Origin of the sequence: Proteus sp. G2673, assembly GCF_009915125.1 — a bacterium.
In the GTDB taxonomy this organism is placed as follows: Bacteria; Pseudomonadota; Gammaproteobacteria; order Enterobacterales; family Enterobacteriaceae; genus Proteus; species Proteus penneri.
On the sequence record NZ_JAABLT010000020.1, the window covers coordinates 116,302 to 141,216 of the forward strand.

23 protein-coding genes, 2 tRNA genes and 1 pseudogene are annotated in these 24,915 nt (G+C 34.8%); 22 read left to right on the forward strand and 4 right to left on the reverse strand.

Annotated features, from left to right (window positions below):
* The first annotated feature begins 7 nt into the window (after positions 1–7).
* Both cydX and ybgE read left to right on the forward strand, forming a co-directional pair.
* On the forward strand, positions 8–121 hold the full coding sequence (cydX, locus tag GWI59_RS10570; RefSeq protein ID WP_072062915.1) for a cytochrome bd-I oxidase subunit CydX: 114 nt from the start codon (positions 8–10) through the stop codon (positions 119–121).
* Positions 121–405: a cyd operon protein YbgE gene (gene ybgE / locus GWI59_RS10575; RefSeq protein ID WP_069370100.1), complete on the forward strand. Its 285-nt coding sequence runs from the start codon at positions 121–123 to the stop codon at positions 403–405. The genes cydX and ybgE overlap by 1 nt, the downstream gene beginning before the upstream one ends.
* A 91-nt stretch (positions 406–496) precedes the next feature.
* Here ybgE and GWI59_RS10580 read toward each other — a convergent pair whose 3' ends face one another.
* Entirely contained in the window at positions 497–1,384 is an 888-nt protein-coding gene (locus GWI59_RS10580) for a LysR family transcriptional regulator (protein ID WP_109847465.1), read from the reverse strand.
* Between the two features lie 89 nt (positions 1,385–1,473).
* Between GWI59_RS10580 and GWI59_RS10585 the strand changes: the two genes are divergently transcribed.
* The 11 genes from GWI59_RS10585 to GWI59_RS10635 all read left to right on the forward strand — a co-directional run bounded on the left by GWI59_RS10585 (position 1,474) and on the right by GWI59_RS10635 (position 9,268).
* On the forward strand, positions 1,474–2,844 hold the full coding sequence (locus tag GWI59_RS10585) for an MFS transporter (RefSeq protein ID WP_161671365.1): 1,371 nt from the start codon (positions 1,474–1,476) through the stop codon (positions 2,842–2,844).
* Complete coding sequence (locus GWI59_RS10590) at positions 2,834–3,241, forward strand: DUF4440 domain-containing protein (RefSeq protein WP_109847467.1); 408 nt, start codon at positions 2,834–2,836, stop codon at positions 3,239–3,241. Before GWI59_RS10585 ends, GWI59_RS10590 begins: the two co-directional genes overlap by 11 nt.
* A gap of 309 nt (positions 3,242–3,550) precedes the next feature.
* On the forward strand, positions 3,551–3,946 hold the full coding sequence (gene ybgC / locus GWI59_RS10595) for a tol-pal system-associated acyl-CoA thioesterase (protein ID WP_006537646.1): 396 nt from the start codon (positions 3,551–3,553) through the stop codon (positions 3,944–3,946).
* Entirely contained in the window at positions 3,946–4,632 is a 687-nt protein-coding gene (gene tolQ / locus GWI59_RS10600) for a Tol-Pal system protein TolQ (protein WP_036912094.1), read from the forward strand. Before ybgC ends, tolQ begins: the two co-directional genes overlap by 1 nt.
* A gap of 22 nt (positions 4,633–4,654) precedes the next feature.
* A complete protein-coding gene (gene tolR, locus GWI59_RS10605) occupies positions 4,655–5,080 on the forward strand; it encodes a colicin uptake protein TolR (RefSeq protein WP_023581195.1) in 426 nt (141 codons plus the stop codon).
* A gap of 28 nt (positions 5,081–5,108) precedes the next feature.
* A complete protein-coding gene (tolA, locus tag GWI59_RS10610) occupies positions 5,109–6,176 on the forward strand; it encodes a cell envelope integrity protein TolA (RefSeq protein ID WP_115065178.1) in 1,068 nt (355 codons plus the stop codon).
* Positions 6,177–6,318: 142 nt separating this feature from the next.
* Positions 6,319–7,614, forward strand: a complete 1,296-nt coding sequence (gene tolB, locus GWI59_RS10615; RefSeq protein ID WP_023581196.1) for a Tol-Pal system beta propeller repeat protein TolB — start codon at positions 6,319–6,321, stop codon at positions 7,612–7,614.
* 45 nt (positions 7,615–7,659) lie between these two features.
* The gene (gene pal, locus GWI59_RS10620; RefSeq protein ID WP_036912100.1) at positions 7,660–8,154 is read left to right on the forward strand and encodes a peptidoglycan-associated lipoprotein Pal; all 495 of its coding nucleotides are present in this window, start codon (positions 7,660–7,662) and stop codon (positions 8,152–8,154) included.
* A gap of 9 nt (positions 8,155–8,163) precedes the next feature.
* The gene (gene ybgF, locus GWI59_RS10625) at positions 8,164–8,931 is read left to right on the forward strand and encodes a tol-pal system protein YbgF (RefSeq protein ID WP_072062909.1); all 768 of its coding nucleotides are present in this window, start codon (positions 8,164–8,166) and stop codon (positions 8,929–8,931) included.
* A gap of 154 nt (positions 8,932–9,085) precedes the next feature.
* Positions 9,086–9,161: transfer RNA gene (locus tag GWI59_RS10630), tRNA-Lys, on the forward strand.
* A gap of 31 nt (positions 9,162–9,192) precedes the next feature.
* Positions 9,193–9,268, forward strand: a tRNA-Lys gene (locus tag GWI59_RS10635).
* Between the two features lie 161 nt (positions 9,269–9,429).
* Here the strand turns inward: GWI59_RS10635 and GWI59_RS10640 are convergent.
* Positions 9,430–10,314 (reverse strand): aminoglycoside 6-adenylyltransferase, encoded by an 885-nt coding sequence (locus GWI59_RS10640; protein ID WP_161671366.1) that lies wholly within the window; start codon positions 10,312–10,314, stop codon positions 9,430–9,432.
* Positions 10,315–10,566: 252 nt separating this feature from the next.
* Between GWI59_RS10640 and pnuC the strand changes: the two genes are divergently transcribed.
* Together pnuC and aroG are read left to right on the forward strand one after the other, a co-directional pair.
* Positions 10,567–11,295 carry a nicotinamide riboside transporter PnuC gene (gene pnuC, locus GWI59_RS10645; RefSeq protein ID WP_082147311.1) on the forward strand — a complete coding sequence of 243 codons (729 nt, stop codon included), beginning with the start codon at positions 10,567–10,569 and terminating at the stop codon, positions 11,293–11,295.
* A 247-nt stretch (positions 11,296–11,542) separates the two neighbouring features.
* On the forward strand, positions 11,543–12,601 hold the full coding sequence (gene aroG / locus GWI59_RS10650) for a 3-deoxy-7-phosphoheptulonate synthase AroG (RefSeq protein WP_161724610.1): 1,059 nt from the start codon (positions 11,543–11,545) through the stop codon (positions 12,599–12,601).
* Between the two features lie 72 nt (positions 12,602–12,673).
* On the opposite strand, the gene gpmA is transcribed toward aroG, so the two are convergent.
* Both gpmA and modF read right to left on the reverse strand, forming a co-directional pair.
* Positions 12,674–13,426, reverse strand: a complete 753-nt coding sequence (gene gpmA / locus GWI59_RS10655) for a 2,3-diphosphoglycerate-dependent phosphoglycerate mutase (protein ID WP_072062906.1) — start codon at positions 13,424–13,426, stop codon at positions 12,674–12,676.
* A gap of 389 nt (positions 13,427–13,815) precedes the next feature.
* Positions 13,816–15,282: a molybdate ABC transporter ATP-binding protein ModF gene (gene modF, locus GWI59_RS10660; RefSeq protein ID WP_161671367.1), complete on the reverse strand. Its 1,467-nt coding sequence runs from the start codon at positions 15,280–15,282 to the stop codon at positions 13,816–13,818.
* Positions 15,283–15,474: 192 nt separating this feature from the next.
* On the opposite strand from modF, the gene GWI59_RS10665 reads away from it, so the two are divergent.
* The 7 genes and pseudogenes from GWI59_RS10665 (at position 15,475) to GWI59_RS10700 (ending at position 24,831) form a co-directional block, all read left to right on the forward strand.
* On the forward strand, positions 15,475–17,019 hold the full coding sequence (locus GWI59_RS10665) for a ShlB/FhaC/HecB family hemolysin secretion/activation protein (protein WP_161724613.1): 1,545 nt from the start codon (positions 15,475–15,477) through the stop codon (positions 17,017–17,019).
* Between the two features lie 15 nt (positions 17,020–17,034).
* The gene (locus tag GWI59_RS10670; RefSeq protein ID WP_161724616.1) at positions 17,035–22,401 is read left to right on the forward strand and encodes a DUF637 domain-containing protein; all 5,367 of its coding nucleotides are present in this window, start codon (positions 17,035–17,037) and stop codon (positions 22,399–22,401) included.
* Positions 22,402–22,404: 3 nt separating this feature from the next.
* The gene (locus GWI59_RS10675; protein WP_109847471.1) at positions 22,405–22,911 is read left to right on the forward strand and encodes a contact-dependent growth inhibition system immunity protein; all 507 of its coding nucleotides are present in this window, start codon (positions 22,405–22,407) and stop codon (positions 22,909–22,911) included.
* A 69-nt stretch (positions 22,912–22,980) separates the two neighbouring features.
* Entirely contained in the window at positions 22,981–23,508 is a 528-nt protein-coding gene (locus GWI59_RS10680; protein ID WP_161669920.1) for an SMI1/KNR4 family protein, read from the forward strand.
* A 196-nt stretch (positions 23,509–23,704) separates the two neighbouring features.
* Positions 23,705–23,977 carry a hypothetical protein gene (locus GWI59_RS10685; protein WP_322975547.1) on the forward strand — a complete coding sequence of 91 codons (273 nt, stop codon included), beginning with the start codon at positions 23,705–23,707 and terminating at the stop codon, positions 23,975–23,977.
* A 41-nt stretch (positions 23,978–24,018) separates the two neighbouring features.
* Positions 24,019–24,482, forward strand: a pseudogene (locus tag GWI59_RS17710) (contact-dependent growth inhibition system immunity protein).
* Positions 24,483–24,660: 178 nt separating this feature from the next.
* Positions 24,661–24,831, forward strand: a complete 171-nt coding sequence (locus GWI59_RS10700; RefSeq protein ID WP_157955970.1) for a hypothetical protein — start codon at positions 24,661–24,663, stop codon at positions 24,829–24,831.
* The last annotated feature ends 84 nt before the right edge of the window (positions 24,832–24,915 follow it).

Genomic DNA, 24,915 nt, shown 5'->3' on the forward strand with positions numbered 1-24,915 from the left:
ATAGAGAATGTGGTATTTTACATGGCTTCTCGGAACGCTCTTCGCTTGTAGTATTGCGGTGATCGCAGGACTGGCTTTCGAGCATGCTGAAGCGAAAAAAGCTTCAGAAAGTGAAGAATAATGTTGGATAAAAGCTACCAACTATTAGACAAGGGCCCTATTAGGGCTCTTGTTTTAATCATGGCGTTGGTAATGGCATTTTGTGTCATGTGGGACCCTAGCCGATTTGCAGCGAACACAAGTTCACTGGCAATTTGGCAAGGTATCCTTCTTATTTGGTCTGTATGTGCTGGAGCAACTTTTGGTCTAGCATTTCGTCCTAAACATGTTGTTGCAAAATGTTTATTACATCCAATCCCTGCAATTATTATTTTGGTTGTTGGGCTAATTTACTTTTTCTTCTAAGAAAATACCTTATTTCTACTCAGTGTATGAAAAAGAAATAAGGTATTTTATTTTCTAAATATCCTTGCTACATTCGTTCACTTTTCTAACGTTATAGCTGGATATTTTCTTTTAAGTAATCAATAAATAAACGTGTTTTTCTTGGGATATATTCACTATAAGGGAAAATAATATTAACAGATTGTGTTAACAAAGAAATATCAGGAAACAGCACAACTAATTTCTCTTCCAATAATTCTTGATGAATGAACCAATGTGGTAAAATAGCCATTCCTGTATGCGAAAGTACCATTTTTTTTAATGCCGAAATAGTATTAGTTTCAAAATAAGCATTTTGAGATAACTGAGAGAGTAAGATATTAAATTCTAAAGATGGTGAAAGTTTACTTTGACGTAAATTACTATTTGCTAAATAAGGAATAACCTTTAAGTCGTCGATAGTTTTTATTGAGAATTTCTGTAATAAACCAGGGGAAATAACCAAACTTATCTTATAATCAGCCAGCTTTGTAGATCGGTAATTGCTATCTTTCAATGTACCAAGTCGAATAGCGAGATCAAGCTTATGGTTTATTAAATCCTCAATAGAAGAATTAAATGCATATTGTATTTTTAGCTTTGGGTGTAACTGTATAAATTGATTGAGTAATGGCAAAATATAGTGTTCACCAAATTCAGTTGTTGAACTTAATCGTAACGATCCTTGCAGCTCTTGTTGTCCTAATCGCGCCTTATCCAAAGTTTGTTCTAACTGACTTAACACGAGACGAAAGTCTTGATAAAGCATTTCTCCCGTTTCTGTCAGTGAAAATCGTCGTGTATTACGATTGAGTAAAGAGACATCCAATTCTGTTTCTAATGCTTTGATATGAATACTCACCATCGATTTACTTAGGCGCAAATATTTTGCTGCTTGAGTAAATGAACCGGTATCAACAACAGCAATAAAAGAGCGAATTCGATCAATTTGATTTTGCATGATTGTTTACTCTGATTAAACAATAAATTCTATTTTGTCAGATAGACGAAATTCGTCAATATTCCGTACTCTATGTGCGGAGGATTTTTATGACTTACCGCTATCGAATTGCATCTATATTTTTGCTGGGCTTTTTTATCGATTGTATTAACATTTTTATGTCAGCCATTGCATTACCTGCAATAGCCAATGATATGCAGATCTCTATCGTTTCTGTTACATGGGTTTCAAATAGTTATATTCTGGGATTAACATTAATTATTCCCTTGAGTCACTGGTTATCTCAACGTTTTGGAATTAAAGCATTGATGGTAACGTCAATGTTGATGTTTAGTTTATCGGTCGCATTAGTCGGATATTCTCACGCTTTCAGCGAACTTATTTTTTGGCGCTTTATTCAAGGTGTGAGTGGTGGACTGCTAATCCCAATCGGACAAGCATTAACTTTTCAATATTTTCAAGGACATGAAAGAAGCAAAATATCAACGATCATTATGGCGATAGCTTTGATTGCACCGGCAATATCACCGACATTAGGTGGATTTATTGTTGATGTTGTTTCGTGGCGTTGGGTTTTTTATAGTAATATTCCATTCTCATTGTTAACTGCGTTTCTGGCCTTTATCTGGGTAAAAGAGCCTTTACCTAAAGAAAATGTTATACCTGATATTAAAGGGATCATTCTTATTAGTTTGATCATTGTATCTGGATTGTTCGCATTATCTGCTTATGGTGAATATCACTCAACATTATTTGCCTTAGTGATTGCCGCACTTTCAACAAATTTTGCTGTACTTTATTATTACCATTATCGGCATCATTCATCGCCGGTTATTAATTTAGCATTATTAAAAAATAGAAATCTATCACTCTCTATTTTTATTTATTACTGTATTCCAGGTGTTTTTACTGGGGTGAATATTCTCGCTATTTTTTATTTACAACAATATTTAAAATTTACTGCTCAAGGAACAGGTTTTTTCATGTTGTTGTATGCACTGGGTGCTTTTATTTCAATGACAATAAGTGGTGCACTTTATAATAAATTAGGTATGAAATATTTATTTATAATTGCATTGCTATTGCACAGTATTGGTATTTCTTTATTAACATTTGTAAATAGTAATACAGATATTCCATTACTGATTATTGCCTATCTAATTATCGGAGTGGGTGGGGGGATTGGTGCTAACACCGCTCAAACCACAGCGTTGTATGACTTTAGTACACAAAAATTAGTTCAAGCAAGTATTATTTGGAATATTAATAGACAAGTTGTTTTTAGTATCGGGGCAACTATGGTTGCTATGTTATTTAATATTCTTTCTCTTTTTTGTTTACCACAAACAGCTTATAGCATGACCTTTTTAATATGTGCATTGATAGGCATATTACCTCTTACTTTATTATTTACAATAAAGAAAAAAGTGATTACACAGGAAACACAAGATGAATTTTAATACTGACTCAATTATAGAAAGCATTAAATCTTTGCATGATGAGATTGAAACAGTTTTTACACAATACCCACTATCAGTTGATGCCATTACAAAAATAGAAAACCTTTTATCTCAAGAGTTTTCAATGGTAGGGATCAGTGGGAAAGCAGTGAGTTATGATGACGTTATCGCGATGTTCAGACAAAATGCAGGAAAAAGACGTGGTCTGAAAATACAAACGAGAGATTATAAAATAATTTATCAGTCAGATTGTTTGGCGCTTGTCAGATATCAAGAAATACACAGTGAAAATAAGAAAATTCTTATGCGCGAATCTGTAGTGTTATTGAGACGTAATTCTCATGATGAGTGTTGGCAATGGCACTATCTTCATGAAACTCCAATCGTAAGTAATTAATTGATTTATATATAAAACCAGTTTTTAACTGGTTTTTTTCTGTCATTAAAAATAATACTATTAAATTAAACAATCTATGAATTTCTAATTAGCAAGCATTTTTATGCTGTCTTAATAAAAATATTTTTTCTATTCAGAGCACAAAGCATATTGCGTGTTGCAAAGAAGAGTTTATGATTGGCGCCTGAAAACTGCGTTTTCTATTCTTTACGTTACTACGATTCCCTTAGAGCGACCTCTTAAGTATAGTTAGATAACCTATAGCTACATTATTTATGGACTTAACTCGGGAAAGGTAATGGAGGTAATATGCAGTTTCTTTGGCCTGTTCGTGTTTATTATGAAGATACTGATGCCGGTGGTGTTGTTTATCATGCCAGTTATCTGAAATATTTTGAACGCGCTAGAACTGAACTACTCAGAGAAAAAGGTTTTCATCAGCATGATTTACGGGAGTATGATCATGTTGTATTTGTTGTACGTAAATTATCAATAGAATATATTGCGCCAGCTCGACTTGATAATCTTTTGCAAGTAGAAAGTGAAATTACCACATTGCGTGGTGCTTCAATGACATTTTCTCAAAAGATTATTAATGAAGATGGTTGTGTATTATGTAGCGCAGAAGTGCTTGTTGTCTGCGTAGATTCATCAAAAATGAAGCCAGTAGCGCTTCCCAAGTCCATTATCGCGGAGTTTAAGTAGTGGCTGACATGAATGTTATCGATCTCTTTCTAAAAGCAGGGCTTTTAGTTAAGTTGATCATGTTGCTTTTAATCGGATTTTCTATTGCATCTTGGGCGATTATTATTCAGCGAACTAAAGTTCTGAATGCCGCCGATCGTGAAGCTGCAGATTTTGAAGATAAATTCTGGTCAGGTACTGATTTGGCTCGTTTATATAAAGATAGCCAAGCTCGCCGTGATGAATTATCTGGCTCAGAGCAAATTTTTCATTCTGGCTTTAAAGAATTTGCCCGTTTGCATCAAGCAAGCGTTCATGCTCCTGATGCAGTTGTTAATGGGGCATCAAGAGCAATGCGTGTTTCTTTCAATCGTGAATTAGAATCTTTAGAAACTCATATTCCTTTCCTCGGCACTGTTGGTTCTATCAGCCCATATATTGGTCTGTTTGGTACAGTATGGGGAATTATGCATGCATTTATTGCATTAGGTAGTGTTAAACAAGCAACATTACAAATGGTTGCTCCCGGCATTGCTGAAGCGTTGATTGCAACAGCTATCGGTTTATTTGCGGCAATCCCCGCAGTTATGGCTTATAACCGGTTTACGCAGCGTGTAAATAAACTGGAACAAAGTTACGATAACTTTATGGAAGAGTTCCTGACGATTTTACATCGCCAAGCTTTTGCCTCCGCAGAAAAGAAATAGTTAACGCAGAAGGAGAGAGCTGATGGCACGGGGTCGCAGTAGCCGCCGAGGCGTAAAATCAGAGATTAACATTGTTCCTTTGCTCGACGTATTATTAGTGCTGTTACTTATTTTCATGGCAACGGCACCTATTATCTCGCAAAGTGTTGAAGTTGATCTTCCTGAAGCAACAGAGACACAAACTGTTTCAAGTAGTGATAACCCTCCTGTGATTGTCGAAGTGGCAGGGGTTGGGCAATACAATATTCGTGTTGATCAGGAAGTATTAGAATTATTACCACAAGAACAGATTATGGCTGAAGCTAAACGACAACTGGAAAAAAATCCGAAAGTTGTATTTCTTATTGGCGGTGCTAAAGATGTTCCTTATGATGAGATAATTAAAGCGCTCAACATGTTACGTCAAGCAGGTGTTAAATCTGTAGGTTTAATGACTCAACCTATGTAATTAGGTTGAAATAAGTTTGGATAATAGCGTGGGAAAGAAAACGAAGCCAATTCGAAGTAAATTGAGCGGTTCAGTTATCTTGTCTACCGCCTTGCATTTACTCGTTATAGCCTTACTTATCTGGGGTTCGTTAACTCAGAAATGGGATTTAGGTGGTGGCGGTGGATCTGATGGACAAGTTATTGATGCTATTATGGTCGATCCTAATGCTGTGGTGCAACAGTATAATCAGCAAAAAGCGCAACAAGCTAACGTCCAAAAAGCCGAGCAAGAGCGTAAAGAGCGAGCTGAGCAACAAGAAGAAGAGTTGCGTCAGCAGCAAATGAAAGAACAAGAACGTTTGAAAACGTTAGAAGTTGAACGTTTACAAGCAAAAGAGGCGGCAGAGGCTCAAAAGCGTGAAGCAGCATTAGCTGCCGCTAAAGCAAAAGAAGAACAAAAGGTTGCAGAAGAAGCGGCTGCGCAAGCAAAAGCTGAACGTGATCGCATTTTAAAAGAGCAAGCAGATGCTAAAAAACAAGCAGAAGCTGAAGCGAAAAAACAAGCTGAATTAGCCGCAAAGCAAAAAGCGGAAGAGGCGAAAGCTAAAGCTGAGGCAGATGCTAAAGCGAAAGCAGAAGCTGAAGCCAAAGCGAAAGCTGAAGCGGACGCTAAAGCCAAAGCAGCCGCAGAAGCAAAAGCCAAAGCAGCAGCAGAGGCTAAAGCAAAAGCCGCAGCTCAACAGCAAAGTAAAGCAGTAGATAGTTTACTTGATGGTTTAATGGCTGATGGTAATAAACAAAGTGGTGCAGCCGCCGCTGGTCAAGGCGGTGGAAATCGTACTGGTGCCAATAATGCAGGTGTTGCTACTTATATTGGACAAGTAAAAACGGCTATTGAGCAAAAGTTTATTGACCCTGAGTTGTATAAAGGGCGAACTTGTGAGCTAAAAGTCAGTATTGCACCTGATGGCTTGTTAATCAGTGCGAAGGTTGTAGGGGGGGACCCTTCTTTATGTCAAGTGGCATTAAGAGCAGCAAATACCGCTAAATTACCGAAGCCACCGAAAGATGTTTATGAACAAGTAAAATCATCAGTAATTGAGTTTAAACCATAAAACTGTCTGATTGTAGGAAAACACACACTAATTTATATCTATTTTAGAATGTTATTGATGCGTTGTATGGTGTTGTTGAAAAGCGTTTGTTACTATTCTGTGCGTTATTGCGTAATAACCGCAATAATAAAAGGGAGACATGATGAAGCAGGCATTAAATGTTATCTTCGGGCTTTTAATTTTATGCGTAACCACTCTGGCTAACGCTGAAGTTCGAATTGAAATTACACAAGGGGTGAATACTGCACGCCCTATCGGTGTTGTTCCTTTTAAATGGGAAGGCACTGGTCAAATGCCAGAAGATATCGCTGGTGTGATTGCAGCAGATTTACGTAATAGCGGAAAGTTTAATCCTATTGATGTATCACGTATACCTCAACAGCCTGTCACGGCTTCTGAAGTCCAACCTGCATTATGGACTGCATTAGGGATTGATTCTGTTGTTGTTGGACGCGTACAACCGTCAGCGGATGGTCAATATTTAGTAAGCTATCAGCTAGTTGACGTTGCGGGCTCTCCAGGCGCGGTTTTATCTCAAAGCGAGTTTAAGGTCCCATCTAAATGGCTACGTTATTCTGCTCACACAGCCAGTGATGAAGTGTTTGAAAAACTGACAGGTATTCGTGGGGCATTCCGTACACGTATTGCTTATGTTGTTGTGACTAATGGTGGCGCATATCCTTATGAATTACGCGTTTCTGACTATGATGGTTTTAACCAAGATCGTGTTTATCGTTCATCACAGCCATTAATGTCACCAGCATGGTCACCAGATGGTGCTAAACTTGCATATGTGACCTTTGAAAGTGGTCAATCTGCTTTAGTGGTACAAACATTAGCAACAGGTGAAATTCGTCAAATAGCATCATTCCCAAGACATAATGGTGCACCATCGTTTTCACCAGATGGCTCTAAACTTGCATTTGCTCTTTCTAAGAGTGGTAGCTTAAATCTGTATGTTATGGATTTAGCCAGTGGAAATATGACACAGGTAACCAATGGCAGAAGTAATAATACTGAGCCAAATTGGATGCCAGATGGACAAACCTTAGTCTATACTTCAGATCAAGGTGGACGTCCACAAATTTACAAGGTTAATATTAACGGAGGAACGCCTGAGCGTATTACGTGGGAAGGTAAACAAAACCAAAATCCTGCAGTAAGCCCAGATGGCAGTTTCTTAGTTATGGTGAGTTCTGAAAGCGGTAGGCAACATATCGCTAAGCAGGATCTGGAAACGAATTCCGTACAATATCTAACAGATACGTTTCTGGATGAAACGCCAAGCATCGCGCCTAACGGCACAATGGTTATTTATAGCTCTACACAAGGCTTAGGCACCATTTTGCAGCTAGTATCGACTGATGGACGTTTCAAAGCGCGTCTTCCGGCGACTGATGGTCAGGTTAAATCGCCTGCCTGGTCGCCGTTTATGTGATGCATAAAAATTATGTATGGCAAACAAATAAAGGAACAAATAGAGATGCAATTAAACAAAGTGTTTAAAGGGTTGATGTTAGCATTACCACTCGTTGCTGTTGCAGCATGTAGCTCAAACAAAAACGACGATCAAACTGATACAAACAATGTACCAGTTGTTGAACAAGGTCCTACTGCTGAAGAATTAGCACGTCAGCAATTAGAACAACTGAAACAACAAAACATCGTTTACTTCGGTTTTGACAAATATGACATTAGCTCAGACTACGCTAACCTGTTAGATGCACACGCTGCATTCCTGCGTGCTAATCCTTCAGTACGTATCACTGTAGAAGGTCATGCGGATGAACGCGGTACTCCAGAATACAACATCGCGCTGGGCGAACGTCGTGCTAACGCTGTGAAAATGTACCTGCAAGGTAAAGGCGTATCAGCTGATCAACTGTCAATCGTTTCTTACGGTAAAGAAAAACCAGCTGTACTGGGTCATGACGAAGCCGCTTATGCGAAAAACCGTCGTGCAGTACTGGATTACTAAGAGAACGGCATGAACAACAGTAACTTCAGACCTTTCTTGATGAGTCTGTTGTTACTGGTTGGCGTAGCGGCTCCTGTAGCCGCTATTGCCCAAGCGCCAATCAGTAATATCGGTTCAGGTTCGACCGATGAACGACTCGCCCAACTTGAGCGTTTTTCAAATGCTCACAGCCAGCTTTTGACTCAATTACAGCAACAACTCGCTGATTCTCAGCGTGATATTGATATGTTACGTGGTCAAATTCAGGAAAATCAATATCAGTTAAATCAAGTTGTTGAACGCCAACGCAATATCTATCAACAATTAGATAGCCTTGGTGGTGGAGCTTCAACATCAACAGAAGCCACCCAATCTGATAATACTGCTTCTTCAACATCTCCTGCGGCAACTAATTCAGGGCAAGGTGATGAGAAGGCTGATTATAATGCAGCAATTGATATCGTATTGAATTCAAAAGATTACGATAAGGCAATTGTTGAATTAAACAACTTTATCAATAACTATCCAAAATCTAGCTATCAATCAAATGCACAATTTTGGTTGGGTCAGATGTATTACTTAAAAGGTAATAAGGATCAGGCAGCAAGCACCTTTGCTATTGTTGTTAAAAACTATCCAAAATCTCAAAAAGCAAGTGAAGCCTTTTATAAAATTGGTTTAATTATGCAAGAGAAAGGGCAAAAGGATAATGCTAAAGCTGTTTACCAACAAGTGATTAAGCAATATCCAAATAGCGCTGGCGCTAAATTAGCGCAAAAGCAGCTAGGAACACTCTAATTATTGACCCCGTAATGTAAAATGTTGCATTTTCGGGGTTAAATGATTGTTTTTTCAACGGTTGAATGTTTTTTTGAAAAAAAACGTTGCACAAATACATTAAATCAGTATTATTACCCGCCGTTGCCACAGAGAATGTGGCGAGTTCGAAAAAGGGTCGTTAGCTCAGTCGGTAGAGCAGTTGACTTTTAATCAATTGGTCGGGCGTTCGAATCGCCCACGACCCACCATTTTCGAATACCAATCCGTTTTTATTGAAATGGGTCGTTAGCTCAGTCGGTAGAGCAGTTGACTTTTAATCAATTGGTCGGGCGTTCGAATCGCCCACGACCCACCATTTCAAACCCTTCCTTGTATATCTATCATTTCTTAAACAGTAAATAACGTTTATTATCTTTCTATTTTTTGATAGTGCAGTTCACCACTTTATTAAGCAATGAAGATAGTTTTATCCCAATTGAAAAAACTATCAGGTCTTAATTTGTAATAATGTTCAAATCAGTAATGACAAATAATTGATGACGTGATTTGTGTGTATTCATTTTCAGTCAAAAATTCATTATCGATTAACCAATTACTGACAAGCTCTTGGGTTTTAATGGCTGTATCGATAGGATGGTTTAACTGTTTCGAAGCATCAAGGAAAAAAGCCATCATAACAGAAAGGGCGGCTGCTGACTCATAAGGTGTACTCATTGCCAAGGTGCTTTCTAGTGAACGCAATGAATAAAACTTAGGTAGCCATTCTTTCAGATTTTTTCCTTGATACCACACATCTTGTGTTGATGTACTTAGCGCAACTTGTTCAAGTAACTCGATTAGCCATTCACGCATATCGTTTATACGATAATTAGCAAACCAAAACTCATGGCGTAAAATGGCTATAGCGACTTGTGACGCTTCAAACCAGAATTCTTGAGCATTATTGTAAGCTTGCTCTTTAGTGAGCGTAGGTGGCGTTATAGTGCTAATTTCAGGAAGTCCGTCACATAAACCTGTTTTATCAAGTAAGATCTGGTATCCACGCTGGTAAACTGGGCTAAGTCCCTCTGTTTTCATGCTAAAAATACGCTCAGGCTCTGCCATCATAATGTCCATTTTGCGACCTTGAGCTAAAACATGTAAATAAATAGGCCAAAGTTTACCTTTAGGATCTTCACACTCTAATTGTAAGTTAACTAAGCTATCACCAAATTGTGATAACCAATGTTGGTTTTTTGCGAGTTCAGTCGCACCATAACCGATAAGCTCTATATCAATATCAGAATAACTGTCTATCTTTTTATTACGACCTAATGATCCTGTCAGTATTACAGCTTCAATTCTAGGATCGAGGAGAGCAAAAGATAGTGTGCGATCGATTAAGCGTGTTGTTGGCTCCATATTTCTCTCTAATAATTAAAAGGTATAAAGTTATTTATCGTTTTTATTGTTTAAAGCGTAGATCAGAATAATTTGTTTAGTGTATAAAACATTTTTTTTGTTGTTTTTATAGTTAAACAATATAATGTTTAGTATTTAAAACTAAGTGCCATTATAAATATGAATTTATAATATATCTTTACTACTTTGCAAAGATGTCGCAATAACCCATATTTTCTTTGTTTTTTTCTATGATTAAGTCGGGGTTGTAAAATGGATGTCATGAGTTGGTTTAGTATCAATAATATTTTAGTCAACATTCCACTTGGACAAGGTGGGTACCCACTTTCGTGGATTGAAGCTGTGGGCACTATAGCAGGTCTCTTGTGTATATGGCTTGCAAGTCAGGAAAAAATTATTAATTACTTATTTGGACTGATTAACGTCACCTTATTTGCCATTATCTTTTTCCAAATTCAGTTATATGCGAGTTTATTGCTTCAAATTTTCTTCTTTGCGGCCAATATTTATGGATGGTATGCATGGAGCCGAGTAAATGATTTTGAGCAAGCGGAACTAAGAATTCGTTGGTTAAAACCAAGCCATCGTCTCTTTTTAATTATTGTTTCAATTGCTGCTATTGTCGCTTTGACTTTTAATATTGATACTGTATTTGGTTATTTAGCCGTTGTTGCTGTTGATATACTAAATGTCTTTGGTGCAAACTTAGCTACACCAGTGATTGAACCTGATGCTTACCCATTCTGGGACTCTACAATGACCGTCCTGTCGATTGTAGCGATGATCTTAATGACACGGAAATTAGTTGAAAACTGGCTAATTTGGTCTGTTATTAATGTGATTAGTATTGTTATATTCTACAAACAAGGTGTTTATGCAATGTCTGTTGAATATATTATTTTACTGGCTATCGCTATTAATGGTTCTCGTTTGTGGATCAAAGCAGCAAAACACTCTAGTAGAAATAATTATCTCTCCTAATAAAAAAAAGGCTGGCAGAGTTATCTTTCTCGCCAGCTTTACTATTCATTGTTTTTATTCTTATCCTTAACGCAATTTTGAATCATTATTTCGCTTAAGTGCGCTATTTCCATTTTTGACGATTTTTTAGAAAAATAACTATAGATGCTTTAAGGTGAAAGGGTGTTTACAGATAGAAAATGAATGGTTAGATTGGGAAAGCAATAATAACATTGACTAGATAACATAAAAGAGTGGATACACGGGAATGAATTATCAAAATGATGACCTTAAAATAACACAAATTAATGAACTCTTACCGCCAGTAGCTTTATTGGAAAAGTTTCCAGCAACTGATAATGCGGCTTTTACAGTTCGTCATGCCCGTGAAGCTATTCATCAAATCCTAGCAGGAAAAGATGATCGTCTATTAGTGGTAATTGGACCTTGTTCTATTCATGATCCGAAAGCTGCACTGGAGTATGCACAACGTTTAAGTCTTATTAGAGAAGAGCTGAAAGATAAACTTGAAATTGTAATGCGTGTTTATTTTGAAAAACCACGTACAACAGTCGGTTGGAAAGGCTTAATTAACGATCCTCATATGGATCATACTTTTGATATTAATGAAGGTTTACGCATTGCTCGTAATCTTTTATTAACGATTAATGATAGTGGCTTACCAACTGCTGGCGAGTTCTTAGATATGATAACACCTCAATACGTTGCTGATTTAATGAGTTGGGGGGCTATTGGCGCTCGAACCACAGAATCACAAGTTCACCGTGAGCTTTCATCTGGTTTATCTTGTCCTGTTGGTTTTAAAAATGGTACAGATGGCACCATTAAAGTTGCTATTGATGCAATCAATGCGGCGGGATCACCACACTGTTTTCTTTCAGTGACTAAGTGGGGTCATTCAGCTATTGTGCGTACAGCAGGTAATAGTGATTGCCACATTATTTTACGTGGTGGTAAAGAGCCAAATTACAGCGCTGAACATGTTGCAGCGGTGAAAGAAGGGCTTAAAAAAGCCGGTTTACCACAAAATGTGATGGTTGATTTCAGTCACGCCAATAGTTGCAAGAAATTTGAGAAACAAATGGAAGTTGGTGCTGACATTTGCCAACAAATTAGTGCGGGTGAAAAAGCATTAATTGGCGTTATGATTGAAAGCCATTTAGTGGAAGGTAGCCAGTCATTAGAAAGCGGCGAGCCTTTGGTTTATGGCAAGAGCATTACCGATGCCTGCATTGGTTGGGATGATACCGAAATACTGTTACGCCAACTAGCATATGCAGTTGCGGCGCGTCGAAATAAAGCGTAATAATTAAATTTAGAGTATAAAAATGCCACTTTGAAGTGGCATTTTTTTATCTAACTCAAAATAAAAGTAAAATTATTTTGCTTTACCTTGGTTAGCAACAGCGGCTGCTTTTGCTGCGATTTCGTCAGCATTACCTAAGTAGTAACGTTTGATTGGTTTCATATTTTCATCAAATTCGTAAACTAAAGGTACAGCGGTTGGGATATTCAGCTCAAGAATTTCATCTTCGCTCATGTTGTCTAGGTATTTAACCAGAGCACGCAGTGAGTTACCGTGAGCGGCGATGATAACTTTCTCACCAGAAGCAACACGTGGTTTGATAACTTCTTCCCAGTATGGTGTTACACGGTCGATAGTTAATGCTAGGCTTTCTGTTAATGGCAGTTCTGCTTCAGTTAAAGATGCATAACGAGGATCTTTACCTGGGAAACGTTCATCGTCTTTAGTTAATTCTGGTGGAGTGATAGCAAAACCACGACGCCATTGTTTAACTTGCTCATCACCGTATTTTTCAGCGGTTTCAGCTTTGTTTAAACCTTGCAGAGCGCCATAATGACGTTCGTTTAATTTCCAGCTTTTTTCAACTGGCAGCCATTGTTGATCAACTTGATCAAGAATGTTCCACAAGGTGTGAATTGCGCGTTTCAAAACAGAAGTATATGCATAGTCAAAAGCAAAACCTTCAGCTTTTAGCAGTTTACCTGCTTCTTGCGCTTCATTACGGCCTTTTTCGGACAGCTCAACGTCAGTCCAGCCTGTAAAACGGTTTTCTTTGTTCCATACACTTTCACCGTGTCGAACTAGCACAAGCTTAGTTACTGCCATAGTTTAGACTCCTATAATTACTTTCTTAATATAAGTTTAAAATCAGCACTTCAATCATTATATGGATCATCGACAAGAACGCCAAACATAAGTGACAAAACAAGAGGGATTAAGTCAAAAATGTCGTTTGTTCGATGAATTATTGCACAGTTGTCACACCTTTTGCTTAATCGTTCAAGCTGTTAATCTAGCGGGATCGGCGTAAAAAAACAAAATATCCGTTTTGTATAAAAAATAGACGAAAATAACGTCCGCAAAAATGACAGATTTTTTATTTATTATTGTTCGAATAATAAGCAAAAAAGCGTCAATTTAAATAAAAAAGTAAAGCTAAGTTTACCGTTAATTTCTAAAATCATTGCCCTGATTATGACAGTAAAAATCAACATTTAACAAATTTCTTGCTGGTAACGATAAATTTCGCCTTCTTTAATAAATGTCAATCGATGAGTAATGCACGATGGCGCGTCTTCTTGATGGTGGCTCACAAATAAAAGTTGCGTATTGCTGTGGCTTATCATGATATCTATAAAACGTTGGATTAAGAGCCGATTCGTTGTATCTAATCCTTGCAGTGGTTCATCAAGAATGAGCAAAGTAGGGTGCTTAACTAATGCTCTAACAATTAACACTAAACGTTGCTGCCCCCATGATAAAGCATGAAATGGACTATTGGCATAGTTTGTTAAACCCATTAACGCTAACCATTCATCAGCGAGTTTAAGCTGCTTATCTGTAATCGCTTGATAAATGCCAATAGAGTCATGAAAACCTGAAATAATGACATTCTTTACTGTTGAAGAAACTCGATAACTCTGATGCAAGGCATTACTGACATAACCAATATGGCGTTTAATCTCCCATATTGTTTCACCACTGCCTCTTTTGCGGCCAAATAGTGTTAAGTCATTGCTGTAACCTTGAGGGTGATCACCTGTAATCAAACTTAATAACGTCGATTTCCCTGCACCATTAGGGCCTATAATCTGCCAATGTTGCTGAGGTTTTACCTCCCAGCTTAAATGGTGAAGAACAGGTTTGTCGTTATAGCTCACTACGCCATTTTTTAGCACGATAGGGGAAAGTGTCGGTGATAATTGAGGAATAGCATCTGGTAGATCTTGCTCAGGTAATGTGAGATTTTCCAGCGTTTCACTGTGAGATAATTGCCCTATTACAGAGTCAGATAACACCTGTTCTTTCTCACCGTTGGCGACTAATTCGCAATTAATTAGTAGACCTGCATACTGAATAAAGTCAGGAATATCATTAAAACGATTTAAAATCAGTATGATAGTAAGATTTTGTTGATGTAATAGAGTTAGTAACTCATTTAAAGCGCGGCGAGAATCAACATCTAAGCCATCAAAAGGCTCATCTAAAATAATCAAATCTGGTTTGTTCATTAAAAGCTGAATAAGTAATACTTTCCGAGACTCACCAGTAGAAAGATATTTAAATCGTCTTGATAGCAAGTATTCAATACCAAATTGTTTTGCTAATAAAAAGCATCTGTCATCATCTTTTACCTGCATTTGAATAACTTGAGCTACGGTTAAGCCAGTGTCTTCTTCACCTTCACTTAATAAATCTGTGTTATTACGACGCCACTCTTCTTCAATCATTTTTTGTAGTTTTTCAAAAGAGAGGCTAATTGGACGAGAAAATGTATTGATAAACTCACCAGAGAGCAAAATACCTTCTTGGCATAATGCATTTGCTAAGGCAGTTTTGCCACTTCCATTACTGCCTACAAACGCCCAACTGTCACCTTCGTTTATGACTAAATTGTCAATTTGTAAACAGAGTTTATCGCTTAAGCGAAATTGTGTTTTGTTGAGTTGCAAGTGTTTCATTATTATTAGCCTTGTTTTTTTAATGTAAGCTAAGTGCAAGTTAAGTATCTAGCAATATAGGGTTAATAGAAACTTGTCAATATTTGCTGAAAGAACGTTTTCCACAAGTATTATACACCTACTATTTAATGATAACCTTTAAAATGCGTTTCCTATGTAAATATATAAACATCTTTTAAGGATGATTTATATATGCATAAATTTAAAAAAATTCACCTATTCTGCTTTGTACTTTTGCTCTTTAGTAAAAATAGTTTTTCTTTGAATAATGAAAGTGTAAATAACAATTGCTTTCTTATTAATAAAATTGATCTTATAGGAAGCAATTTATTAGATCATAGAAGTAAATCTAAAATAATTTCACCATATCTACAACAATGTTTAACATCAAATAAGATAAAAAAGATAGCTGAATTAATTACTCATAATTATATTAAAAAAGGTTATGTCACATCACAAGCAATAATTGAAGAGCAAGAGATTTCCAATCATAAATTAGTAATAAAGATTATTGAAGGCAGAATAAAAGATATTTCTATCAATGGTGTTTCTTCTAGATTGGTCGATATTATTTTTCCTTCATTTAAAGGGGCGATTTTAAATCTACGAGAGTTAGAACATGGGTTAGAACAACTTAATCGATTAACAACATCACAATATACATTAGATATAAAACCAAGCGATAGAGTGGGATATTCTTCTATTTTTATTGTTCAAAACAATAAAAAAACGCCTTTTAAAAATCAATTAATCATTGATAATTCAGGTGATAAAACAACAGGTGAAATTCTATTAGCGAATACTACAACCATAGATTCATTATTTGGATTGGGCGAACAATGGGGTTTTTCACTAAGTTCAAATATAGATTTTTCTCGTGCTCACTATTCTCGCTCTTATTCTGCAAGTGTGAATATTCCTTATGGTTATTGGTTTTATCAATATCAATTATCCCATAGTCAATCCTCTTATCCTTTTCAAAGTCAGAATGCTCAGTATAGTTATAAAAACAAAAATAGAAATCAACAATTTGATATTAGCCGTTTAGTCTATCGTGATAATAAACAACGAATAACCCTAAAGGGGACATTAAAACATAGAAAAGCAAAAACACAATTAGCTCAACAAAAATTATTAATAAGTAGCCCCACATTAACTTCTTTATTATTCAGCCCAGAATATAGTTTAAATTTCGATAGAGGATATTTAACGATTAATCCAATGATAGAAGTAGGACTTTCTTTTTGGGGGGCATCACCTGATTATATTGCTGATAATTCACCTCGTAGTCATTATCGAAAGCTAAGCATAAATTTAAGCTATCAACATTTATTATTTAATAAACTTTCCTATATTACGTCATTTTATGGACAATATACGCAAGATAATCTTTATAGTATAGAAAAACTAGCAATTGATGGAATAAAAGCAGTTCGTGGATATAAAGAATCAAAATTGAATGCGAATAGCGGGTTTTATTGGCGTAATGAAATCAATATATCACCAATAAATTTTTTTTTAGGAAAGTGGAATTTTATTTTTGCGCTTGATTATGGTGTTGCTCATTCAGATAAATATGAAACAAAGAAGAGTGAAATAATTGGAAGTGCAATAGGTGCTTCTTTTTATCACTCTATTTTTTTCTCTCAGATATTAATTAATAAACCTATGTTTTATCCCACATCATTAAAGCCCGATCACTGGTCTTTATTTTGGTCTGTTTCTTTTGCTATTTAAAGTTTGGAGGTTTATATGCACGAAAAGGATATCTCTCGAAAACAGCGCTTAATTGGCTATAGCATTATTTATTTAACTGCTATTTATCCATTACACCCTGCTTGGAGTTCTGCGATGACTCCATCAGATAAAACAATAAAAATAAGTCAGCAAAATACCGTTCCTATTATTAATATTACAACACCTAATAATGTTGGTATTTCTCATAATCAATTTCACTCCTTTAACGTCGGCAAACAAGGTGTTGTACTAAATAATGCAACAACCGCTGTTAATACACAATTAGCCAACCAAGTGAATGCCAATACCAATTTAAAAGGTAATGCAGCTAATTTAATTATTAATGAAGTGGTGGGAAATGGGCGTTCAAAATTATTAGGTAAATTAGAAATTGCAGGACAACAAGCAGATGTTTTAATTGCTAATCCAAATGGCATTACTTGTGATGAATGTTCATTTATTAATACTCCAGCAATTACGCTCACAACAGGAAAACCTCTTTTTAATCCTCAAGGTGCTTATTCGGCAATAGAAGTGAAAAAAGGTGATGTTGTTATTGGCACGCAAGGTATAGATCTTCAAGCTCAGAATTATGCTGACATTATTAGCCGTAGTATTGAGTTAAACGGGAAAATAAATGCTAAAAACCTTTCTTTAATGCAAGGAAATAACCGTATTGATTTTGAAAAAGGAACAGTAAATAACCTTATTGGAGAAGGCATAAAGCCAACAATCTCTATTGATACGAAAGCACTGGGTGGAATGTATGCCAACCAAATCAGGCTAGTCAGTACAGAAAAAGGGGTTGGCGTTAATTTAAGTGGTATTCAAACAAATAAAAATAGTGTGAATTTAACGGTTGATGGAAAAATTACCTTTAATGGCAATATTCAATCTGAACAAGATATTAATGTTAGCAGTAAAGAACTACAAATTAATAGTAATGCAAAGTTAAAAGCAAAAAGGGATATTACTTTAGCATCTAACACATTAACTAATCATAGTGAAATTATCTCAGAAAAAGATATGCGTTTATTTGCAGATAAACTCACTAATAAAGGTGAAAAGGCACTTATTCAGGCAAAAGATAATTTATGGATACAAAAAAATGCGCAGGGTGATCCTAGTAGTTTAATTGAAAATCAATCAGCCACAATAAAAACAGAAAATGGTGATTTGATTATTAGAACAAAGAAGTTGGTCAATGAATCTATTACTCCTTTATTTAAAGAGATACAACAAGAGCCTGATTCTAATCTCTCTATAAATATCGGTAATCATCTCCTCTTGCCTTCCAGAAGTCCTACGGATGATTTTCTTTTAGTTATTTTATTCCCTGAATTAAAAGATTTTTCTGATAAAAAATGGTTTGATATTTTAGATTTAAAAAGTAATGGAGGAGTTAATGTAGAACGCACATTTTTTGAAAAAAGTGATCAATATGTTCCAAGTGTTATTTCTTCAGGGAATAATTTATATATACAATCTAATGAGTTTATTAATAACCAATCTAGAATTGTTGCAAATAATAATTTAATTGCAACAGGCAGTAATGCGAAATCATATTATTATCGTTCTGGATATTTTAATAAATGGGACATGTACTCTCATGATAATGTTAAATTTTATTATCGTGATGATATAATTAAATATAAGCTTGATGAAGCTAAGTTTAATAAGGTAAGTCATTTCGTACCTTTTGTGAAAACGGGTAGTCATTATGAATTTTCTGTAAATGATGTTTCCGACTATGTAATAAAAGCAGGTAACAATTTAGTTTTAGATTTTAAAAATAGTATAGATTTAGAACGTAAACTTCCATTTTTAGAAAAAGAAATAAAAAAATTCAGAGGATTATCAGATTTTGAAAATACTATATTAGCTAAAAATATATTATTAAATGCTAATAATGTGAATATTTCTTTAAATTTAACAGCGAAAGATTCCTTATCTATTATTGCTGATGAAAATATAAATATAACTAATTCAGAGTTGTTAGCTGATGAAAATATAAGTTTGACAGCGACTGATGCTATAAATTTTGAGAATATAGATGTAGCTGCAAAATATTTTTCTACTACAACTAAAAAGGGAGATATTAGTCATTTATTTAATCCCACTACCTTTTATACTCTAAAAGGTATTAAATCACCATATATTGATATTTCTAAAAAAATAGATTTTCATTCTGGAAAAAATATTTATATTTCAAATGTAATAGTTAATAAACCTAATGAAATAAATTTATCTGCACTAGAAGATATTAAAATAAATCGTGATGAATCTTTTCTTTTTAATTTAGTACCTTTTATTAGAGATAGTGGATATATTCCGGGCTTTTTAATTAACATGGGGGTTTGGGAAAGTAATAACAATATCGTTTTTACTTCAGGTAAAGATATTATCAGTCAAGGAATAAAATATCATAGTGATAAAGCCATAACTTTCAATGCCGGACAGGATATTTTCCTTGCCTCCAAATCAATAAAAGAAGCCGATCCTTTCTTTAGTGATGTTTATTATCCTCAATTACAATCTAAGTTATTTTCAGACAATAACCTTATTTTAAATGCCGCTCGTGATATTGACTTAAGTTCAACCGTATTAAATTCAAAAGATAAAGTCATTGTATTAGCAGGTAGAAATATAAAACTGGGTGCAAATGCTTATTCTGCTATTACAGATCCTCACGAAGATGCTCAAGATATTCAGTATGCCACATCTGCTATTACGGGAAATAAAGGTATTTCTATTGCGTCATCAGGCACTTTAATCACAGAAGGAAGTTCACTTAAATCAGAGGGTGATGTCACTATTTCAAGTAGTGGCAATATTCAATTGGGATCACTGCAAACACATTTTCGTAAAGAGTCGGGTTCTGAGTTAGAAGATCTTCGCAAACAAATAAGTACGGAAATTAATAGTGGTAATAATCTAACTCTATTATCTGAAGGCAGTATTTTATTTCAAGCATCAAGATTAACTGCTAATAAAGAGATGGATATCGCCGCTAAAGGTGGTTTTCTTTACGCGCAAGCAATGGAAGAGTCGAGTTATTACGAAGAGGAAAAGAAAAAATGTAATAGGTGGACTTTGTGTATTACTAAAAAGAAATATACAAAAACATTTTATAATACCAATAATAAAGTTACCGAATTTATTGCTAATGGCGATATTAATTTATTTGCTAAAGATGATATTACCTTAGAAGCAAGTAAACTAGAAACTGCTAAGAATGCAAAATTAACCAGTAAAACAGGAAAAGTTAATTTTAGAGCAGTAAAAAATACGGCATTTAAACAAGTTATTACTCATTCAAAAGATATTTATATTACTCAGCGTGATCAGGGATACACCAAAGGAATATGGGTGTTACCTGAACTCTATATTGGCGGAAAGCTCACAATTGATGCCCCAAAAGGCATATCTGCGGATATTAAGGCTAAGAAAAAAGAATCACTAGAACAAGCATTAACTGTTTTAAGTAATACACCAGAATATGCTTGGCTTAACGCTCTCCAACAGCAAGAAAATATTAATTGGAATTTAGTTAAAGACACTTATTCCAGTTGGAATGATAAAACTCAGCAATTAAATCCGGTTGTTGGTGCCGTTATTGCCATCGCGGTAGGGGTCGCAACTTACGGTACTGCCACGGCGGCAACCATTGGTGGAATGGCAAGTGAAGCTACTATTGCGGCAGGGGCTTCAGCAAGCGTGGCTTCAACGGCATCGGTTGCAGCACAAGCAGGTTTTGCTTCTTTAGTTTCGCAAGCGACTGTCTCTTTAGCTGAAAACCGAGGTAATATCTCAAAAACACTTGAATCACTCGGCCGTAGTGATACCGCTAAATATATTGTTACAAGTATGGTGGTTGCAGGGGCATTGCAAGGTCTTGACCAATTTATGGGTTGGGATCAGGCAATCCAAGGAGGAACTTTACCCTCAACAGGCAAGTTATTGCTTACTGATAATGCCACATGGAATCAAGTTGCACAGCGTGTCGCCTCGCATTCAGTTGTTAGCTCAACACTGGGTACGGCAATTCAAGGCGGTAGTTTTATTGATAATTTTAAAACCGCGTTATTAAGCAATATTGGCAGTCAATTCCATGCAGAAGGTGCCAATCTAATTGGTGATAACGGTGCCGTATTAGGGCATGCGGGAAAGGTGTTAAGTCATGGTGTCGTTGCAGGTATTAGTGCAGAAATTGCAGGAGGCAGTGTTACTGGTGCAGTAGCAGGCGCCTTGGCGGCAGAGATAGCGGCGATATCACTCAACGATAATCTAATTAAGACAGAGCAGTGGCGAGAACAGCAAGCTCAGAGAAGCCGTCTAGTTGGTGCTTTGGCTGGTTTACTAGCAACAGGTAAAGCGGAAGGCGTTATTAGTGCAGCTAATTCAGCAGAGTTAGTAGAACGTTATAATCGACAACTTCATTTAGAAGAAACAAAAGCAATTAATAAATTAGCCAATGGAGATAAAAATAAATTAGAGCGCTTATTAGCTGCGTCTTGTCGAAAAGTTTATTGCGTTGCTCAAGAATCATTAGATTCATCTGAAAGAAATTATTATGAATCTTTAATGAAAAAATATCCATATACACATGTGGAAGATTCATTACTTTCAGATTATTGGATCACAAAAGAGAAAACTAGGATAGGTGGAAATTATCCCTTATTTAGTGGTTATGAAAAAATCAAATTATTTACTTACACTGAAGCCGATAAATTAACAGATAGTGAAACATTTTCAAAAAATCAATGGATTGAAAATGCGAGTAAATTTACTGGATGGGATAAAAAAACACTTGAAAACTTAACTTCAGTAATTGCAATAGGTGCATCAATAACTAGGCGTAATGGTAATAGAATTTATGGTCCAATAAGTTTTAATGCCAATAAAACGCAGTTTATACCAATAAATGATATTTATTTTATTGACAAATCAGGAAATAAAATCACAATGCAATGGATGTACCAAGGTACAATAGTAGAGCAAGGAATGACATTTGAGAATTACATTGGTCTATCAAATAAACGACTGACACGATTACATCTTAACGCCAAAACATTTGACTATTATGATGGTAATACAGGTGAATATATTAGTGTAAAGACATTGAATACCCAAACAGCCTCAAGAATTAAAAATCCAAAATCAATAGAAAATACATTAAATACATATATTTCAAAAATAGATAGTTATAATGGTGATGGACGTGGAACTACAGAAATTTATAAAAAAGATGTAAAGTTAAAAACATTAGAATTAGGAGTTCCAGAAAAAACCACTAAAGAACAATGGGATGCTATTAATGATTCTATCAAAAATGCATCATCAAAAAATATAAAAGTTAATATTACAATTATTGAGGAATAGTATATGTTTAAATTAAAAAATAATAAATTAAGAGCGAGTGTTTATTATAATGATGCTCATTATATTTTATTAACTTTTTCTGGCCACTCTATCTATATAATGGATCTAAAAAAAGGCTATAAAGTTTTACCTAATGATATTCTTGATGAAGAATTAGGTTATTATGCAAAAGTCGCACTGATTAAGAGCGAACAGATTAAAGGAAATTCAGATAAGTTTCATCAAATGTATAATGATAAAAAAACTTATCAAGATTGGATAAAAAAAATAATCAAAGAGTATGATTATAAAAATAAAACAGCACTTTTTAATAATATGAATAGATGTAGCTTAGAGCTTACAGATGATGAAATTACTATTAGTCCTCTAAACCATTTACGTATGGATCATTGGGTAGGTGAGGGAATACCCGATAGTGCAATTATTACATTAAAAACCAATTGTAGTGACGAGGATTTAGGTGCCTCAATAAAAGAAGCTTTTACGCGTTGTATTAGTCGTAGAGTTTAAATGGATACTAAATAAAACCACCTTATGCTAATTATGTGTAAGGTGGTTTTTTATTATATGAATTTATCTATGAGTAATAATCAATTAATAAATCATTTACATTCTATCTATCCAGAACTTCTTATCAATATCCATAAAATAAAGGGGTATTCTGATGATGAGATAAGAAAAATTGAACGTTTATATCGTATTAATGTAACAGAGCAATTATATGATTTTCTAAGTTGTATGGGGCGTTGCAGTGGTGGTTTCTTTGGTGATTCCTCGTTGTTATTTTACCGTAATAGTTTCTCTGTTAGAGATCATGTGCAGTTTCAAATAGGTAGTTGTTCTGAGCTTTGTGGCATACAAAAACACGATTTATTAGATCAAAAACCTTTCTTTTTTTCGATAGAGTCAGAAACGCAATATCTATTTTTATTAACTTATTCAGATAATCCAAATAAAGTTTATCAGTATGATGAAAATGAAGAAGTGATAAAAAATACTCATTGGGATTTTAATGATTATCTAATGTATTTAATAGATAAATCAACAAGAAAGAATATAAATAATATTTTAAAATATGATTTTATTGGTGAGTTGATTGAAATCTAATGATGTAAAATTATATAGTTTAAATGGGTTATAAATAAAATCACCTTATTCTAATGATGTGTAAGGTGATTTTTTATCATATGAGTTTATTTATGAAAAATAATCAATTAATAAATGATTTACATTCTATCTATCCAGAAATTCTTATCAATATCCATAAAATAAAGGGGTATTCTGATGATGAGATAAAGTAGCAATAAGTGCAAAAAGCCTAGATACTCAAACGATGAGTAAACTTAATCGACCAAAACAAATTTATAATACAATTAAAGGTAATATAGATGATGTTGCAAAATTTGAAGGTCATAGATTGTCAGGAGTCAATTTACATTCAGAAATGATAGCAAAACGAGAAATTTGGCTTGCCGTACCACAATCGACAACAAAGGCTCAATGGATTGAAATTAACCGTGCGGTAGCTTATGGAAAAAGTATGAATATTGAAATAAAAATAACGCAGGTAAAATGATGACGTTTATTAACGATAATGAGTATTGTGCTTTGATAGTAATGACAGATAAATTTTTTTGCTTAAATACTGAATCTGGCTATGGGCTAATGACAATCGATCCGAATTTTTCATCAATTATACTTTCTTTAACGTGTTCAAATAAGAAGCTTGGTGAAAGTTTAATTAAAGTTTTAGAAAATAGTCGAACTCAGCTCAAAGATGAGGAATATGATAAACTCTTTAAAAAGGAAAATATAAAAAAAACTGGAATTCATGGTTAGAATTATTACGGTATAAATATGATTATCGCTCAAAACGCCAACTTTTAGCTAATATGCTAAACTGTTCTATTTATCTTTCTAATAACAAAATATTAATTTCACCTTCTTACCATTCAAGTCTTGAAGGGTGGGAAGGAATTGGGGCATCCCATAAGCTTATTTTATCGTTAGATAGCTCATTTGATGAGATAGGTTCGGGTATTCGTCTTGCATTTAGTCGGTGTACTACTAAGAAATTTTAATTTAACGAAAGTGAGAATCCTGTAAAATTGAAATGTAATATATATGTAAATTTTAGGTAATGGATACTAAAATAATTAAATAATTTGATTTTGAATTAAAAAGATTGGAATGTTTCTTTTTGAAGCCCTTAATGAATTATATGAAGACCATCCAGTAGGATATGAAGGAAAAACCAAAATGGGTGACTATTTTCGTTTTATTGTTCCAACTATTTATGCAACGATAGAGGACATTCCTGAAGAGCTAAGAAAATATATTGTAGTCTCTGATAGTCTTGATTTTACCAAAGATAGATTGCTCGATAACAATAAAATTAGCGATTATTTTACTCGCATGTATTCAGAGTAAATAATTTTAATTTTTTATTCTTTAATAAAAATATTCTTCTAAATTAAAAAACATCACTTAATATTATTTATTAAAATAATTAGC